Origin of the sequence: Citricoccus sp. NPDC079358, assembly GCF_040702545.1 — a bacterium.
Lineage (GTDB): Bacteria > Actinomycetota > Actinomycetes > Actinomycetales > Micrococcaceae > Citricoccus.
In genome coordinates, this window is the sequence record NZ_JBFBLI010000006.1 from 164,757 (window position 1) to 180,663 (window position 15,907).

Consider the following 15,907-nt stretch of genomic DNA (forward strand, 5'->3'; position numbering starts at 1 on the left):
TTTCAGCCTCCTTGGACGGCGGTGATGATCTCGATGCTCTGGCCCTCGACGACGGGCGTGCGGTACCAGCGGCTGCGAGGGAGGACGACGGCGTCCACGGCCACGGCCATGCCCAGGCGGCCCCCGTCCAGCGGGCGGCCGTCGGGGCCCAGGGGCCGGCTGATGGCCTCGGCGACGAGGTCGACGATGGTCGTGTCCTCGGGCACGGCATGCGGGGTGCCGTTGAGGGTGATGGCGGTCATCAGGTCCTCCTGTTCTCGGGGGCGGAAGCTTGGGCGGCGACCGTGCGCCGAGCGAGGCCCGAGGGGTCGAAGCGGTGGGGGTCGGTAGTGATCAGGTGCGCGGCGTCGGCGTCCGGATCGGTCCCCGCCTGATCGGTGACCAGCTGGGCGGCAAGGCGAGCGGCCAGTGGGGTGAGCAGCACCCCGTGGCGGAAATGACCGGTGGAGACCACCAGGCCGGGCACGGGTTCGCCGTCGGACGTGCGGATGCGGCCGAGGTAGGGCGCGTCGTCGGGGGTACCGGGGCGGGCGCGGGCCATGACCTCCCTGAGCTCCAGGTCGGCAACGCCCGGCACGAGGGCCTGGGCGTCGCGCAACAGGCGAAACACCCCGCCGGCGCTGACGCCACCCAGGTCGTCCTCGCGAGACGTGGCACCGATCACGATCGTGCCGTCGACGCGCGGCACGAGGTAGACCGGCACACCGTGGACCAGGCCACGAACGGTGCGCTCGATCAGTCGCTGCGGGCCAGCGGGGAGCCGGGCGCGAAGGATGTCTCCATGTACCGGACGAAGCGGCAACCGACAGGTGTCAGGCAGGCCATCCAGTGCACCGGTACCCATACCCAGGGCCAGGATCGTCTCGTCAGCAACCACATCCTGACCGTCCGTCAGCACGACACCGGTGACCACGCCCTGCCCGTCCCACAACAGTGCCCTGGCCTGCACGCGGAGAAGGCGCACTGGCCCACCATCCACGTCACCGGCGAGGAGCACCCCGGTCACGTCTCGCTCGACCAGGGCCGCCAGCAACCCGGTCACCAGTCGGCGCGGGTCGATCTGGTGGTCGGTGGGGATGCGGAACGCCGCGGACAGACGCGGGGTCAGGGCCGGTTCCAGGGAACGGGCCGCGCGGAGAGTCAGTGGTTCCACCGCCATGCCATGGCTCAGTTGCAATTGGCGAAGGTCAGCCAGTGCCTGCCGGTCGGAGGAGTCGACTCCGCAGACCAGGGTCTCGGTGACCCGGTACCCCACGGATGCTCCGGCAGCCTGCTCGACGGAAGCAGCGAAGCCCGGGTATTCGGCAGCCGAAGCGCCCATCAGCGGGTACAAGGACTCCTGCTGGTACTGGACTTCGCTGACCGGAGCCAGCATGCCGGCAGCCGCCCGCGACGCCCCCGCCCCCGGGTCTGGGTCGATCAACGCGACGGAGCGACCGCGGCGGCGCAACTCCCAAGCGGTGGCCAAGCCAACCAGCCCGGCGCCCACGACCGCGACGTCGACCGCTCTAGTCCCGACACCAGGATGCACAGAATTCACCGGCACGTCCTTTCCTCCGGCGGCATGACCCGCATCAGGTGTGGCGGTCGGCGCTCAAGCCTTCTCAGCCCCCGAGGGGCTCCCGCAGAACCCGCTGGCTATCACCAGCGTGTGACCCACCATACCCCCGCGTTCCCCGTACCAGCAGACCGCAACTCGCGCCGTGCCCGCGCCGAAAGGCTCGCCGACGCCCGGCTCTACCTATGCACCGACGCCCGCCAGCAACAGGGTGACCTCGAGGATGTCCTGCAGGCCGCGTTCGCCGGTGGGGTCGACATCATCCAGTTGCGGGACAAGACCTTGGACACCGATGCGGAGATCTCCGCACTGCACCTGCTGGCCGACGTGGCGGGCGAAAACGAGAAACTGTTCGCGGTCAACGACCGGGCCGACGTGGCCGCCCCACGTCGGCGCCGACATCTTCCACATCGGCCAGCACGATCTCTCCCCCGCCCAGGCACGGTCCCTACTCGGCTCCGAGGTGCTGATCGGACGTTCCCCCCATGATCTCGATCAGGCCCGTGCGGCAGTCGAGGATCCCGAGGTCGATTACTTCTGCACCGGACCGCTGTGGGAGACCCCCACCAAGCCCGGCCGTCCCGCCACCGGCCGGGGTTTTGTCCGGGATGTTTCCGGGCTCATGGCGGGATCGGCGGCGGCGGGCACCCCGTGGTTCGCCATCGGTGGCATCGACGTCGACCGGCTGCCCGAGGTCCTCAATGCCGGGGCGAGCCGCATCGTCGTCGTCCGCGCCATCACCAAGGCCCCCGATCCCGGCGTCGCGGCCCGGCAACTGCGCGGACTGATCCGCGACTGAGCCCTGGACGACGTGGTCGACGAAGTCGTCCAGGTCGTTCGGTAGCCACGGTGGCATGAGGTTGAACCCGTCAGCGGCACCGCAACGGAACCACTCCTCGATCTGGTCGGCGATGTGCTCGGGGGTGCCGACCATGGTGCAGTGCCCTCCGCCGGCCGCGAGACGGCCCAGCAGCTGCCGCACCGTGGGCGCCTCGACCTCCACGATCCGCAGGATCGTCGCGTAGCGGCCCTGTGGACCGCTGAACCGCTCGAGCGGGGCAGTTCGGGGACCGGGGCGTCCAGTTGCCAACCGGTGCAGTCCTGCCCGATGAAGGTGCCAGCTGGGCCAGGGGCTGCTTCGCGGGCAGCAGTGCGTCCGCCCGGGACTGCTTCGCCACGGCCTCCGCCTCCGTGGAGCCGACATAGGTCGCGAGTCCGGGCATCACCGCCACCGATGCTGGGTCCCGTCCGGCTGAGCCGATGCGCTTCTTCAGGTCCGCATAGTCACTCTGGGCGGCGGACAGGTCGTAGGCGACGGCATAGATGCCTTCGGCGTACCGGGCGGCCAGTTCGCGCCCCGGCCCGGAGGCTCCGGCATGGAACAGCACCGGGCGGCCCTGGGATGATCGCGGCACGGTCAGTGGGCCCGACACCCGGAAGTGCTCCCCGGCGTGGTCGATCGGCCGGACCAGGGCTGGGTCTGCGTACATGCCATCTGGTTCCTGGACCAGTGCCTCATCGTCCCAGGAGTCCCACAGCCGTAGCGCCACCTCGATGAACTCGGCGGCCCGCTCGTACCGCTGGCCGTGGCCGGGTAGCGCCTCCATTCCGTGATTGCGGGCCTCGGCGTCGAACATGGACGTGACCACGTTCCAGCCCACCCGGCCGCCGCTGATGTGATCCAGTGACGCCAGCATCCGGGCCGCGAGGAACGGCTCGGAGAACGTGGTCGAGACGGTGCTGACCAGCCCCACGTGCGACGTGGCGCGGGCCATGGCCGTCATGCCGGTCCTCCACTCAATCCATGACCAGTCCGCCGTCGACCACCAGGTTCTGCCCGGTGACCGACCGGCCCCAGGGGCAGGCGAAGAACAGGACGGTGTCGGCGAACTCCTCCGGGGTGATGACCCGACCCAGGGGCGTGCCGGCGGCGATCGCCTCGAAGACCTCCTCGGGAGTGGCCGCGCTGGCGTCAGTGGTGCGTAACAGTCCCCCGGAGACCATGTTCACCGTGATGCCGTGCCGTCCCAGGTCCTTGGCCGTCGTGCGGGTGAGCGACAGCAGGGCCGCCTTCGCCGCTGTGTAGTCGTGGTAGGGCACCACGGGGTTCTGGAACAGGTTGGTGCCGACGTTGATGATCCGCCCGAAGCCCTTCTCCCGCAGGTACGGAAGGGCCGCCTGGATCGTGTTGAGCGCCCCCCGGACGCTGCCGGCGAACTGAGCGGCGAAGTCCTCCCAACCGATCTCCGTCACCCCCGGGCGGGCGTCGCCGTTGAAAGAGAAACCCATCAACGCACTGTTCACCACGGTCGTGACCGGGGCCCCGAAGTGCTCCCGTCCCGTAGCCAGCAAGGCGGCTACTTGCCCCGGGTCGGTGACATCGGCGGGCAGGGCCACGGCCCGGTCCGAACCGAACCGGGAGGCCAGCTCCTCAGCGGCCTGCCGGCTGGTGTGGTAGTTGACGAGAACCCGCGCCCCCTGACCGGCGAAGGCCTCGACGATGCTGCGGCCCAGGCCGCGACCCCCTCCGGTCACCAGGACAATCTGCTCTGCGATCTGCACGGACGCTCCTCAAGGCCGAGGCGAAGGAGCGCAGGCCCGGAGACAACGCCAACCGGGCGGACATCCCTTCGCCAGTACGAACTGGATCAGGTTCAACGGGTCTCATCTCAGCTGGTCGCCAGGTGGGCACCAGCACCCCGTGTCACTGGCCCCGAGCATAGCCGACCCCTTCTCAGCGGTAGGTCGTGGTGTCAGATCAGGAGCACATCACACCAGGGGCCAAGCCAGCGCGCAACATGTTCGCGATCACCCGCGCCAGACAGGTCGAGAGAACCACGAACTGACGAAAACTGCCGGACCCACACACCGTTTATCGGGCAGTCCCAGTAGTAGGGTCGGTTCGACCGAATAGATCAGCAGGCTGCCGTTCCCGGTGGGGCGGCGGCCCTGAGAAGGAGGACGTATGAAGGCTTTGACATGGCAGGGGAAGCGTTCGGTGAGCGTCGAGGAGGTTCCGGATCCCCGCATCCAGCAACCCACGGACGCGATCGTGCGGATCACCTCGACCGCCATCTGCGGGTCGGACCTTCACTTGTACGAGGTGCTCACCCCGTTCATGGACAAGGGCGACATCATCGGCCACGAGCCCATGGGGATCGTGGAGGAGGTCGGCTCCGCCGTCACCCAGATCAAGGCCGGGGACCGCGTGGTGATTCCCTTCAACGTCTCCTGCGGCCACTGCTTCATGTGCAAGCAAGGCTTGCAGTCGCAGTGCGAGACGACCCAGGTCCGGGAGTACAACAGCGGTGCAGTCTTCCTGGGCTATTCCCGCCTCTACGGCTCGGTGCCCGGTGGGCAGGCCGAGTACCTGCGCGTCCCGCACGCGGACTACGGGCCCATCAAGGTCCCGAACACCGGTGAGGACGAGCGCTACCTGTACCTCTCCGACGTGGTACCCACCGCCTGGCAGGCCGTGCAGTACGCCGCGCCCCCGCAGGGCGGCTCTCTGGCCGTGCTGGGCCTGGGCCCGATCGGCCAGATGTCCGCCCGGATCGGCCGCCACCTGGGCTACCGGGTACTTGCGGTGGACCCGGTCGCCGAGCGGCGGGCCATGGCCGAGCGCCACGGCATCGAGACCTTGGACTCCTCCGGCGAGGTGGCCGAGCAGCTGAAGGACCTCACCGACGGCCGCGGCCCGGACTCCATGGTGGACGCGGTCGGGATGGAGGCCCACGGCTCTCCCGTGGCCGGGGTAGCCCACCAGGCCGTAGGGCTGCTGCCGTCCCCGCTGGGCCGCAAGGCGATGGAGACGGCCGGGGTGGACAAGCTCGATGCCCTTTACACCGCCATCGAGGCCGTCCGGCGCGGCGGGACGATCTCGATCAGCGGCGTATACGGCGGCATGAAGGACCCCCTGCCGATGCTCACGATGTTCGACAAGCAGATCCAGTTGCGCATGGGCCAGTGCAACGTGAAACGGTGGATCGACGACCTCCTTCCGCTGGTCGATGACCCCTCGGATCCGCTCGGCGTCCTGGACCTCAAGACGCACACCGCGTCGTTGGACGAAGCCCCGGAGATGTACGAGAAGTTCCAGAAGAAGCAAGACGGCTGTATCAAGGCCGTCCTCAAGCCATAGTCGTGGACCCGCACGGGAGTCCGATCCCTGCGGGGCCGGGCTCCGGCGCGTCATGGACCAACGCACTCACTGGGACACAGCCGCAAGCCGCCACAACCTCATTGAACAGTATGGGGATTAGCCCAGCCGCTCCCACGACTCAATGTGGCCCGGAACGACCTCGAACAACGGGTGGACCTGCGGCGCGCTGATGCCGACCAGGCCTTCCAGCCGTTCCGGGGTCCGCTGGCCGATCTTGGCCAGGAGGTGCTTCCACTCGTAGGCGACCTGGCCTTCCGTCACCGGGATCTGGGCGACCGGGAGTCGGGGGACGCCGGAGAAGGTTCCGTCCACCGGGAGGTCCCGGCCGGCGTCGTGCGCCAGTCCCGACGCCGGATGGCCGGGCCGGTCGATCCGGGTCACGTCGAAGTTGTAGCCGCGTTCGGCGGCCTCCTCCGCTGTGACGAGGAGGAAGGCCCCGACTGCGGCGGCGGGATCCGGGTGCGAACGGAACCGCACGAGCTGCGGATGCGAACGGTATCCCTTGGTGCGACCGGCCAGCACGGCCTGGGCCAGCAGTGCCTCGCGCCATCCACCGGTGAGTCCTTGGCGGTCCAGGTAACGGGGATGGAGACTCCACAGTCGCATGCCCCCATCATCCCGCAGCCAACCGTTCTCACCGGACCTAACCCGCCTGACCGCACGAACGCGCACCGATACGTGACGTCGAGCCATGTCACCCGGCCGATCCAGCCTTTTATCTCGATGATCGAAATGGTTAGCTCGAATCACATGCACGAGGACTGACCTGCCACCCGAGGAGAGACCCATGGATGCCACTGCCCCACGGACCACCGGACTTGCGATTCCGTTGCTGGTGCTCGTCAGCGGGATCGTCGCCACCGCCGGGGCGTTCCTCGGCAGCGGGGTACTCGGCGGCACGCCGATCGCCGAGGCGGCCGGTGGGTGGCTGAATGAGGACTCCACGCCGCTGGCGCCGGCCTCCGGCGCCTTCCGCATCTGGTCCGTGATCTACCTGGGACTGCTCGCCTATTCGATCTGGCAGCTGCTGCCCGCCCAGCGCCGGTCCGATCGGCAGCGGCTGCTGCGGCCGTGGGCCGTGGCCGCGATGCTGCTCAACGCCGCGTGGATCTGGGTGGTGCAGTTCGGCTGGCTGAACCTGAGCCTGGTGGTGATCGTGGCGTTGCTCGCCGTGCTCGGCCGCATCCTGATGCTGCTCGTCCGTACCGCGTCGGAGGGCAGGGCTGATGCCCTGATCACGGACGGGACCTTCGGCCTGTACCTGGGCTGGGTCACCATCGCCACCGTGGCGAACACTTCCGCCGTGCTGGGTGCCGCCGGCTTCGACGGCTTCGGGCTGCCGGTCACGCTGCTGTCCTCGGTGGTACTGGCCGTCGCTGCGATCATCGGGGTGGCCACCGCCTGGCGCAGCGGCGGGAAGATCGCACCCGCCCTCGCCCTGGCCTGGGGGCTCTCCTGGATCACCGTGGGCCGCCTGGACGGCGGGCTGGAATCGACCGGCACCGCGGTGGCAGCGGGAGTCGCGGCAGCCGTGGTGCTGATTGCGGCTGTGGTGTTCCGGGTGGCGGCGGAGCGGTGGGCGGAGCCAGCCGAACGGGCCGGCCGGCGTCGTCATGGCGGTTGAGGTGCGGGTCTGAAGGCCCCCGGCTGAGCTGGCGCCGGAACCTGCCGCACGGCTGCGCGGTACACCCGGCCGGGTCCGGCCCTACGATGGGGGACCACCGTCGGAGGGAGCCCGTCATGTCCGAGCAGTCCGCATCATCCGGGGCGGCCGGAACGGCCGGTGCACCGGCCCCCACCCACGGCAAGACCCCGAAGAAGGCGGCGCTGGCCGCGTGGATCGGCTCCGCCCTCGAGTACTATGATTTCGCCGTCTATGGCACCGCCGCGGCGCTGGTGCTCAACCACCTGTTCTTCGCCGAGAGCACGTCTCCGGGTATCGCGATCCTGCTGTCGTTGGGCACCGTGGGCGTGGCCTATGTGGTCCGCCCGCTGGGGGCCCTGGTGATGGGGCCGCTCGGGGACCGGATGGGCCGGAAGTTCGTGCTCATGCTGACCCTGTTCATGATGGGCGGGGCCACCTTTGCCGTCGGCTGCCTGCCGACCTACGAACAGGTCGGGCTCCTGGCACCGGCCCTGCTGGTGCTGTGCCGGGTCATCCAAGGGCTGTCCGCCTCGGGGGAGCAGGCCGGCGCCATCTCGGTGTCCCTGGAGCACGCCGAGGAGAACCATCGTGCCTTCACCACCAGCTGGACGCTGCAAGGCACGCAGTTCGGCACCCTGCTGGCCACGGCCGTGTTCATTCCCTTCACCTCCCTGCTCACCGAGGAATAGTTGTTCTCCTGGGGCTGGCGCGTCCCGTTCTGGCTCTCTGCCGTGGTGGTGGTCGTCGCCTGGCTGATCCGGCGCCGGCTGGAGGAACCGCCGGCCTTCGAGAAGGCCAAGGCGCAACTGCCGGAGGAGAAGCCGGCCACCCCGCTGAGGCTGATGGTCAAGTACCACAAGACGGCCGTGCTCCGGATCGCCTGCGCGGCCATGATCAACACCGTCAACGTGGTGTTCCTGGTCTGGTCGCTCTCCTTCGCCACCTCGGTGGTGGGCCTGGACCGGTCGACCATGCTGCTGGTCGCCGTGGTGGCCAATGCCGTGGCCCTGGCGGCCATCCCGCTGGGCGCACTGCTGGCAGACAAGATCGGCCGGAAGCCGGTCTTCATCGCCGGCGTGGTGGGACCCGCGGTGATGATGTACCCCTATCTGGGGGCCGTCGCGGCGGGGGACTGGACTCTGATCTTCGTCTACGGCGCCATCCTCTCGGGCTGTCTCTACTCGCTCTCGAACGGCATCTGGCCCTCGTTCTACGCCGAGATGTTCCCCACCCGGGTCCGCGTCACCGGCCTGGCCATGGGCACCCAGATCGGCTTCGCCGTCTCCGGTGGCCTCACCCCGGTCCTCGCCTCGGCCGTGGCCGGTGCCCAGGGCACCAACTGGCTCGCCGTCTCCCTCGTGGTCAGCGGTGCCTGCCTGATCTCCGTGGTGGCAGCGCTGACGGCCAAGGAGACCAAGGACAAGACGCTGGCGGGCATCGACGAGTTGCACACCACGCGCACCGAGGCCGCGGATCTGGCCAAGCTGGACCGCACCGCCTCGTAGCCCTGGCTCACGCGCCTCTGTCACATGTGACGTGCTCCAGGTCACATCCTTGGTACACTAAACATCACCCATTCGTGTTAACGGTCAAGCAGCGGCCGCGAACTCTTCGAACGACTCTCGAGGAGGCCTTCGTGCCCAACGCTGTTCCACTGACCACCACCTTTAGTGCTTCTTGCCATGGGACGGCTGGTCTCATCGAGCCCGCCCGGTTCCCATGGGCACGCGCACTGCCCGTGCTCATGGTGTCGTCCAGCCTGCGGGGGATGTGACGATGGGCATCGCCGGCGAAGTCTCCGTCCGCGGGGCGTGGGCCGATACCGCCAGTGTGGACAGGATGATCCAGGCCATGGACGCCGCGAGGGACGCGGGCGGACCAGCGGATCCGGGCATCTGTGACTGGGGTTGGGTGGCGGTGGGCCATCGCCCGACCGAGACCGGCGAGCAGGCCGGGGCCACGGCCCAGTCCATGCTCGATGAGCGGCTGGGCTGGTGCCTGATGTTCGACGGTCGGCTGGACAATGGACCGGACCTGCGTGACGACCTGGACGAGTGCTTCCCGTTCCGGTCGGGTTCGGACGCTGAGGTCGTGCTCGCGGCCTACCACCGGTGGGGTGAGCACTTCGTGGACCACCTGCAGGGGATCTTCGCCCTGGCCCTCGTGGACGCACCCCGTGAGAAGGTGCTGCTGGCCCGGGACCGGCAGGGAGCCCGGCTGCTGTACCTGAGCACCGGGGCCGGACGGCTGCGCTTCGCCTCCACCCTGCCCAGCCTGTTGGCGGCTGACGGTACCGACACCTCGGCCGGCCGGGCCGCGCTCGAACGCGATCCGGACCACCGCCGCATGGTTCCGCCCTCGCGGACGAGCCTCTCCGGCGTCACCTTGTTGCCGACCGCCACCCTCCGCGTGCTCGAGGCCCGCGGCCGCGCGCGGGACCGGGACTTCCACGACGACGAGGCCGTGCCGCGGCTCGGAGGCGTTGGAAGGAGTTGAGCCGGCCCCGCCGGACCGCATCGACGAGCTAGGAGAAAAGCTCCCGTGGTGGTGTGGAGGTCAATGAGGGTGAACCATCCGGTGTGAGCAGCCGGTCCGAGGCCGCGAAGGTGTGGTGGAGCACCAGGGGCGCCAGCTCGGGCTGGTGCCGTTCGATGATCTTCCGGACGGCGTTCTCCGCGGAGGGCCCCAGGCCGTCATAGAACAGGGCGGTCGCCGTGGCGGCGCGGCGCAGCGGCGGCTCATCGGGCAGCAGGGCGTTGGGAAGCCGGGGGTCCTGGTGGGCGAGCGGCCGCCATTCGGAGAGGACCTCCGTGCGCAGGCGCAGGGCCTCCACGCCGGTAGGCCACTGGTCTCCGAGGTCCCGGGCCCGGGCCTCCCACCGCAGGGCGAAGGACAGGTACTCCTCGTCCAGGGCGTCCGCATCGAAGGCACGCCTCAGCTCCAGGGGAGAGACGAAGTCCGGCAGCCGGGCCCCCTCGAACAGGGACACGAGTGTCAGCACGGGTTCGTCGCCCTGCTTCAGGTGGGCGAACGCCTCCTCGGCGTGGCTGCCCGGCTTGATCCAGACCCCGTCATTGAGGTGACCGAACCGCAGCTGGCGCAGGGTGTCCCGCACGGCCCGGCGCAGGGGGGCCGCGGTCTCCGGCACCCGGTAGGTGATGATGGTCCACGTCCCGTCCCAGGGGCGCTCGCGGTGCGCCTGGAAGATCCGCTCGACGCGCTGGGCCTGGGTCTTCCGGCTGCCGGCGTGGACGGAGTAAGAGGTGCGCCGGCCATCCTTGTGGGCCACGAGGAACCCCCGCTGGGCCAGCCGTTGGATGGCGGCCCGGGCGCTGGAGGGCGTGATCTCGAGGGCACCGAGCAGCTCCACCAGGGCGCTGGAGGGCAGGGGTTCGCTGCGGCCGAACCAGTAGTCGCCGAGCAGCACTGTGAGCATGCGCTGCGGTGCCACACCGGATTGGTAGCGGGGGAGGTTCCCGCGGCTCGGATCCGTGGGGCTCACGGCATCCCGTCAGCGGGGCGCAGGGTCAGCGGAACGGAGCGGGGGCCGTATTCGAGCCAGTTCATCATCACGATGTCCCCTGCCAATGAGAAGGTCTCCGTCCGGGCGAGTAGCTCCTCGAGGGCGATGAGCAACTCGAGTCGTCCCATCGTAGCGGCCGGGCACTTGTGGGAACCGCGCCCGAAGGCCAGGTGCGAGTTCTGCTTGCGCCGCAGGACGAAGGTGTCCGGGTCCTCGAAGCGGGTCTCGTCCCGGTTGGCGGAGGGGAAGATCAGGGCGATGGGCTCGTCCTGGGCCACCGCCCGACCGTGGATCACGGTGTCCCGCTTGGCGGTCCGCGCGAACACCCGGTACGGCGCATGCAGGCGGAGCATCTCCTCGATCGCCGAGGGCAGGTCCTCCGGATGGGCCCTCAAGTGCGCCTGGAGATCGAGGTCCGTGGCCAGGTGGGCGATGCAGCTGCCCAGCACGGCCTGGGGTGCTCCCATCCCGGCCACGATCAGCTGCCGGATGGTGGCGACGGCACTGGTCTCCGTGATGGCCGTGTCCGGGTCCAGGGCGGCGCGGTGAAGGCCGGCCACCAGGTCCCGGGACGGGTCCGGGTCCTCCGCCAGCCGCCGGTCGTAGATCTCGCGGGCGATCTCATAGAGCCGCTTGCTGCACTCCTCGATCACCGAGTTGTCCATGTCCTGGATGGCAAAGCCGTAGCGCACGCCGATCTCGCGGATCTCCCGGGTCTGGTCCCGGGCCAGTCCGAGCAGGGAGGCGAAGCAGTCCATGGCGAAGGGGGCCGCCAGATGCCGGACTCCGTCCGGGGAGGACTCCGTCAGCATCCCGTCCACCAGCCGGCGGGCGCTGTCCCGGAAGGCGCCGGCATGCTCGGTAACCACCGAGCGGCGGAACACCGGATCGATGGCGGTGCGGTAGTCGGTGTGCTCCGGCGGATCGAAGTGCAGCGGCGGCCGTCGGGACGCCCGGGGGACGTGCGGCACCACGTTCTGCTTGGCCGTGCTGAACAGTTCGTCGTCCTGGGTGATGGCCAGGATGTCCTCATAGGTGGTGGCCGCCCAGAACCCGCCGTAGTCCGCGCTCCAGGGGAACGGGTTCTGCTCGCGCAGGGCCGCATAGTCGGCGTGGGCGGAGCCGAACGTCTCGTTCCGGTCGGGGGACCACTCGGATTGGCGCGCCTCGCCAGAATCCTCGGGAGCTGAGTTTCCGGTGAACGGGCAGCGGCCGGTGCCGGCCGTCGTCGTGCTCGGGGGGTGTGGGGTTGTCATCTCAGATGACCTTCCTGCGCGCCCAGCGCGCCATTTGCTCGACCGCGACCACCACGACGATGAGGCCGATGAGGATCCCGGCGGTGGACTGGTAGTCGATCGAGGTGACGGATTCGTGGAGCAGGAAACCGATGCCGCCGGCGCCGACGATCCCGAGGACCGCCGATTCGCGCAGCGCCAGGTCCGCGGTGAACAGGCTGTTGCCGATGCAGGAGGGGACGAACTGGGGCCAGGCGCCGGACACGAAGGCCTGGAGCCGGCCGGCGCCCACGGCCTCGAGGGCGCGGATGGGGCTCGGGTCGATGTTCTGCAGCGCATCCGTGAAGAACTTGGAGGCCAGCGCCGTGCAGGAGATGGCTAGCGCCAGGAATCCGGCGAACGGTCCCAACCCCAGGGCGGCCACGAACACGATCGCGTAGACGATGTCCGGCACGCCGCGGACCACCACGATGACACCACGCAGCGCCCAGCCGAGCAACGGCACCTTCACGAGGTGATCCGTGGAGAACACCGCGATGACCAGTCCGATCAGCACGCCGAAGGTGGTGGCCGTCAAAGCCATCACGAGGCTCTCGAAGAGGCCCAGGGCGATCTCCGCGGTGAACACCGGCGGCACGAACCCGGTGAGCATGGCCACGGCGTTCTCCCAGCCCCGGGCCAGCCGGTCCGGGGAGATGCTCAGCGCGGACAGGGACAGGATGAAGAGCACGACGCCGGCCAGCAGCCCGGCGCTGCGGCCCACCCGGGGTGCGTTCCAGCCGGGGGAGGAGAGCTCCTTGCCCGGTGGGAACGTCATCGAGTGTTTGGTGTCCCCGGCATGCTCGGACACGACGCGCTGCACCAGGTTCGAGATGAGCTCGAGGACGAGCAGCAGGACGATGATGACGGCGATGATCCCGGCGGCGCGCGGGTAGTCCAGGCTGCCGATGGAGCGCTGCAGGGCCACGCCGATGCCGCCGGCGCCCACGAGGCCGAGTATGGAGGACGCGCGGATGTTGATGTCCAGGCGGTAGAGGACGAACGAGGTCATCTGCGGCAAGGCCTGGGTGAAGGTGGTGGCGACGAAGACCTGGAAGCGGTTCGCCCCGGTGGCGTTCACGGCCTCCCGGGGTGCGGCAGAGATCTCCTCGAAGACATCCGTCATCATCTTGCCGATCATGCCCACGGAGTGGAACGCGATGGCCAGGGCTCCGGCTGCCGGGCCGAGCCCGAAGATGCGCACGAAGATGATGGCGAAGACGAGGGAGGGCACGGCGCGGCTGACCACGATCAGCGTGCGGCAGAGCCACTGGACCCAGCGCGGCCCGGTGAAGGTGTTCGCCGCGCCGGCCGCCAGCGGGATGGAGACCAGGGCCGCGATGCCGGTGCCGGCGATCGCGATCTGCAGGGTCTCGAGGACGAGTGCGGCCAGTTCCGGCACGGGGCCTGTGGTCGCGGGGAACATCCGGCCCAGCAGCCGGGTGATGTCCTCGAAGCCGGCGGCGATGGCCGCGGGGCGGACGTCGATCCACCACAGTCCGAAGACCGTGACGGCCCCCAGGATCAGCGGGATCACCCAGGTGGCGGCGGGAGCCCGGGGCGGCCGGGCCAGCGCGGGCTCCGGAGTCCGGCCCCGGGTGCCCGGCGGCATGAGCGTGGTGGGCATGTCAGGCACCCCGGTGGGCTTGGTAGATGGCGCGAATCTCCGGCTCGTCCGTGGTGTGCGTGGGCTTGTCCAGGATGAACTGCCCGTCCCGCACCGCCACGATTCGGTCCGAGACCTCCAGGGCGAGGTCCACCTGGTGCAGGGAGCACACCACGGTGAAGCCGTCCTCGGCGCTGAGCTTCTTCAGGGTCTCCAGCACGGAGATGCTGGCCGCCGGGTCCAGGGAGGCCACGGGCTCGTCCGCGAGCACTAGCCGGGCGTCCTGCATCAGCATGCGGGCGATGGCCACGCGCTGCTGCTGGCCGCCGGAGAGGGTGTCACACCGCTGGAAGCGCTGGTCCACCAGGCCGACCCGCTCCAGGTTCTCCACGGCGCGTTCGCGCAACCGCTTCGGGTAGGTCGTGATCCCGTAACGGGGCATGCTCAGGGAGCCCAGGGCACCCATCAGCACGTTCTCCAGCGCAGTCAGCCGGCCGACCAGGCCGAACTGCTGGAACACGAAGCCGATCTCGGTGCGCAGGCGCCGAAGCTCGCGCCGGCTGCAGCGGGCCGGCTCCCGGCCGAGGACCTGGACGTGGCCCTCGGTCGGTGAGTGGCTGCCGTTCAGCAGGCGCAACAGGGTCGACTTGCCGGCACCGGAGGGGCCCACGAGGGCGATGAACTCGCCGGGGTGGATCTGCAGGTCCACCCCGTGCAGCACCGTGTTATCCCCGAACCGCTTGACGACCCCGTCCAGGGTGATGCTGGGGGAGTGTTGCGCGGTCTCGGCCGCGGGCTTCTCAAGCGTCATCACGGCAGACCTCCGCCTGGGTGGTCTCGCAGATCTCGCGGATCGGATCGTAGTCGGCGTCCGTAGCCGGCTCGAAGGCGAAGGCGCCCGTGCCGCCCCACTCGCAGGCGGGGCTGCCGGCCACGTCCTCGCCCCACGGGGCCGGGGCTTCACGCTGGGCGCCCTCCTCGCAGAAGCCGGCCTCCACGGCGGAGACGGCGTCGTACTTCTCCATGGCGCGGGCCACGCCGTCCTTGATGTCCTGGGAGAGCCAGGAGCCCACCACCATGGGCGTACCCGGGATGGGATCGGAGGTGAAGAACGTCTCCGTGTCCCCGTCCTGGATGATTCCGCGGGCCGGCAGGAGCTCCGTCACGAAGGTCTCGGCCACGAACGCCGCATCGCAGTCACCGGCGATCATCTGGGTGACCGCGACGTCATGGGAGCCGGCAAAGACGGGGTTCAGGTCCTCCTCCGGGTTGATGTCCGCTTCCATCAGGGCGGCCGCAGCGGCCAGGTACCCGGTGGTGGAGGCCGGGTCCGTGAAGCACACGTCCTTGCCTTTGAGGTCTTCCAGTGAGCTGATGCCGCTGCCGGGTGCGGTGACGCCGAGGGAACTGACCGAGCCGGAACCGGGCTCGGGGGAGAGCTGGTCCTTCGCCACCGGCTCGACCTCCGCCACGTCCGAGGCCAGGTAGTAGGAGAACGCTCCGTAGACCGCGATGTCCACGCGCTCAGAGACCTGGGCCTCGATGACGCCGGCGTTGTTGCTGACGGCCTGGATCTCCACCGGCAGGCCTGTCTCCTCCTCGATGGCCGCGACCACCGGTTCGAAGGAGGCCAGCAGTTCCTCGCTGTTGTCCGTGGGGACCACGGCGAAGACGAGTTCGGCGGGGGCATCACTCGTGGTGTCTGCCGGGCGGGCGTTGGGGCTCTCGCCGCAGGCTGTCAGGGCGATCGCGGCTGCGGCCAGGAGGCCCAGGGTCTTGAGATGGGTGCGCATGGTCTCTCCTCGGGAAAGTCCAGATGGGGGTCAGGGGTGGTTCCGGCGTGGTTCTGCTGTGGGCCAGGCGTGCGTTCAATGGAGGTCAGGTAAATGTCTGGTCGGTTGAATAAGTGTGGCCAATTGATGCGAGTGGCAGGAGGTGCAGGGTGAACGTGTTTGGTATCACACCAGAATCAGTTGTAGATGTCAATGGAAATCTCGGAGGAGTAGGCGTTGACAGCCGCGCAGAGGCGTGCCACGGTATGAGCCATCCCACGCATGTCCTCGACGACGATGGCGGTCACCAGCCGCAGTTAGTCATTGAAGCGGCACAAAATATGCAGTCTGTGTACCTCTGGCACCC

The 15,907-nt window shown here is 69.2% G+C and carries 15 protein-coding genes, 1 pseudogene and 2 riboswitches; of the genes and pseudogenes, 6 read left to right on the forward strand and 10 right to left on the reverse strand.

Going from position 1 to position 15,907, the window contains the following annotated elements; genetic code table 11:
* Positions 1 to 2: 2 nt before the first annotated feature.
* Both thiS and thiO read right to left on the reverse strand, forming a co-directional pair.
* The gene (thiS, locus tag AB0333_RS09650) at positions 3 to 242 is read right to left on the reverse strand and encodes a sulfur carrier protein ThiS (RefSeq protein ID WP_366218479.1); all 240 of its coding nucleotides are present in this window, start codon (positions 240 to 242) and stop codon (positions 3 to 5) included.
* Positions 242 to 1,546, reverse strand: a complete 1,305-nt coding sequence (gene thiO, locus AB0333_RS09655; protein ID WP_366218480.1) for a glycine oxidase ThiO — start codon at positions 1,544 to 1,546, stop codon at positions 242 to 244. Before thiO ends, thiS begins: the two co-directional genes overlap by 1 nt.
* Positions 1,535 to 1,636, reverse strand: a riboswitch (TPP riboswitch). Its footprint overlaps the gene before it by 12 nt.
* Before the next feature lie 15 nt (positions 1,637 to 1,651).
* On the opposite strand from thiO, the gene AB0333_RS09660 reads away from it, so the two are divergent.
* Positions 1,652 to 2,047: a thiamine phosphate synthase gene (locus AB0333_RS09660; RefSeq protein ID WP_366218481.1), complete on the forward strand. Its 396-nt coding sequence runs from the start codon at positions 1,652 to 1,654 to the stop codon at positions 2,045 to 2,047.
* The gene (locus AB0333_RS09665) at positions 1,968 to 2,357 is read left to right on the forward strand and encodes a thiamine phosphate synthase (RefSeq protein ID WP_366218566.1); all 390 of its coding nucleotides are present in this window, start codon (positions 1,968 to 1,970) and stop codon (positions 2,355 to 2,357) included. The genes AB0333_RS09660 and AB0333_RS09665 overlap by 80 nt, the downstream gene beginning before the upstream one ends.
* 70 nt (positions 2,358 to 2,427) lie before the next feature.
* Here AB0333_RS09665 and AB0333_RS09670 read toward each other — a convergent pair whose 3' ends face one another.
* Together AB0333_RS09670 and AB0333_RS09675 are read right to left on the reverse strand one after the other, a co-directional pair.
* The gene (locus AB0333_RS09670; RefSeq protein ID WP_366218482.1) at positions 2,428 to 3,342 is read right to left on the reverse strand and encodes an NtaA/DmoA family FMN-dependent monooxygenase; all 915 of its coding nucleotides are present in this window, start codon (positions 3,340 to 3,342) and stop codon (positions 2,428 to 2,430) included.
* A gap of 13 nt (positions 3,343 to 3,355) precedes the next feature.
* Complete coding sequence (locus tag AB0333_RS09675) at positions 3,356 to 4,120, reverse strand: 3-oxoacyl-ACP reductase (protein ID WP_366218483.1); 765 nt, start codon at positions 4,118 to 4,120, stop codon at positions 3,356 to 3,358.
* A gap of 46 nt (positions 4,121 to 4,166) precedes the next feature.
* A riboswitch (TPP riboswitch) is annotated at positions 4,167 to 4,270 on the reverse strand.
* 253 nt (positions 4,271 to 4,523) lie between these two features.
* Between AB0333_RS09675 and AB0333_RS09680 the strand changes: the two genes are divergently transcribed.
* A complete protein-coding gene (locus AB0333_RS09680; RefSeq protein WP_115932242.1) occupies positions 4,524 to 5,699 on the forward strand; it encodes a zinc-dependent alcohol dehydrogenase in 1,176 nt (391 codons plus the stop codon).
* A 117-nt stretch (positions 5,700 to 5,816) separates the two neighbouring features.
* Here the strand turns inward: AB0333_RS09680 and AB0333_RS09685 are convergent, their stop codons facing one another.
* On the reverse strand, positions 5,817 to 6,326 hold the full coding sequence (locus tag AB0333_RS09685; RefSeq protein ID WP_366218484.1) for a pyrimidine dimer DNA glycosylase/endonuclease V: 510 nt from the start codon (positions 6,324 to 6,326) through the stop codon (positions 5,817 to 5,819).
* A gap of 181 nt (positions 6,327 to 6,507) precedes the next feature.
* Here AB0333_RS09685 and AB0333_RS09690 point away from each other — a divergent pair, with 181 nt between their 5' ends.
* From AB0333_RS09690 to AB0333_RS09700, 3 genes and pseudogenes are all read left to right on the forward strand, one after another.
* Positions 6,508 to 7,344 (forward strand): tryptophan-rich sensory protein, encoded by an 837-nt coding sequence (locus tag AB0333_RS09690; RefSeq protein ID WP_366218485.1) that lies wholly within the window; start codon positions 6,508 to 6,510, stop codon positions 7,342 to 7,344.
* Positions 7,345 to 7,460: 116 nt separating this feature from the next.
* A pseudogene (locus AB0333_RS09695) lies at positions 7,461 to 8,870 on the forward strand (MFS transporter).
* Positions 8,871 to 9,141: 271 nt separating this feature from the next.
* Positions 9,142 to 9,861, forward strand: coding sequence for a hypothetical protein (locus AB0333_RS09700; RefSeq protein WP_366218486.1), 720 nt, complete (start codon positions 9,142 to 9,144; stop codon positions 9,859 to 9,861).
* A 28-nt stretch (positions 9,862 to 9,889) separates the two neighbouring features.
* Here the strand turns inward: AB0333_RS09700 and AB0333_RS09705 are convergent, their stop codons facing one another.
* From AB0333_RS09705 to AB0333_RS09725, 5 genes are read right to left on the reverse strand one after another with little or no spacing between them, the layout of a single operon-like run.
* A complete protein-coding gene (locus AB0333_RS09705; RefSeq protein ID WP_366218487.1) occupies positions 9,890 to 10,816 on the reverse strand; it encodes a PaaX family transcriptional regulator C-terminal domain-containing protein in 927 nt (308 codons plus the stop codon).
* A gap of 47 nt (positions 10,817 to 10,863) precedes the next feature.
* The gene (locus tag AB0333_RS09710; RefSeq protein ID WP_366218488.1) at positions 10,864 to 12,144 is read right to left on the reverse strand and encodes a cytochrome P450; all 1,281 of its coding nucleotides are present in this window, start codon (positions 12,142 to 12,144) and stop codon (positions 10,864 to 10,866) included.
* Between the two features lies 1 nt (position 12,145).
* Positions 12,146 to 13,789, reverse strand: coding sequence for a phosphonate ABC transporter, permease protein PhnE (gene phnE, locus AB0333_RS09715; protein ID WP_366218489.1), 1,644 nt, complete (start codon positions 13,787 to 13,789; stop codon positions 12,146 to 12,148).
* 1 nt (position 13,790) lies between these two features.
* On the reverse strand, positions 13,791 to 14,579 hold the full coding sequence (phnC, locus tag AB0333_RS09720) for a phosphonate ABC transporter ATP-binding protein (RefSeq protein WP_366218490.1): 789 nt from the start codon (positions 14,577 to 14,579) through the stop codon (positions 13,791 to 13,793).
* The gene (locus tag AB0333_RS09725) at positions 14,569 to 15,561 is read right to left on the reverse strand and encodes a phosphate/phosphite/phosphonate ABC transporter substrate-binding protein (protein WP_366218491.1); all 993 of its coding nucleotides are present in this window, start codon (positions 15,559 to 15,561) and stop codon (positions 14,569 to 14,571) included. The genes phnC and AB0333_RS09725 overlap by 11 nt, the downstream gene beginning before the upstream one ends.
* Between the last annotated feature and the right edge of the window lie 346 nt (positions 15,562 to 15,907).

Coding starts and splice junctions, on each gene's coding strand:
- thiS (WP_366218479.1), bottom strand. CDS start 242: ATGACCGCCATCACCCTCAACGGCACCCCGCATGCCGTGCCCGAGGAC.
- AB0333_RS09670 (WP_366218482.1), bottom strand. CDS start 3,342: ATGACGGCCATGGCCCGCGCCACGTCGCACGTGGGGCTGGTCAGCACC.
- AB0333_RS09680 (WP_115932242.1), top strand. CDS start 4,524: ATGAAGGCTTTGACATGGCAGGGGAAGCGTTCGGTGAGCGTCGAGGAG.
- AB0333_RS09685 (WP_366218484.1), bottom strand. CDS start 6,326: ATGCGACTGTGGAGTCTCCATCCCCGTTACCTGGACCGCCAAGGACTC.
- AB0333_RS09690 (WP_366218485.1), top strand. CDS start 6,508: ATGGATGCCACTGCCCCACGGACCACCGGACTTGCGATTCCGTTGCTG.
- AB0333_RS09700 (WP_366218486.1), top strand. CDS start 9,142: ATGGGCATCGCCGGCGAAGTCTCCGTCCGCGGGGCGTGGGCCGATACC.
- AB0333_RS09710 (WP_366218488.1), bottom strand. CDS start 12,144: ATGACAACCCCACACCCCCCGAGCACGACGACGGCCGGCACCGGCCGC.
- phnE (WP_366218489.1), bottom strand. CDS start 13,789: ATGCCCACCACGCTCATGCCGCCGGGCACCCGGGGCCGGACTCCGGAG.
- phnC (WP_366218490.1), bottom strand. CDS start 14,579: ATGACGCTTGAGAAGCCCGCGGCCGAGACCGCGCAACACTCCCCCAGC.
- AB0333_RS09725 (WP_366218491.1), bottom strand. CDS start 15,561: ATGCGCACCCATCTCAAGACCCTGGGCCTCCTGGCCGCAGCCGCGATC.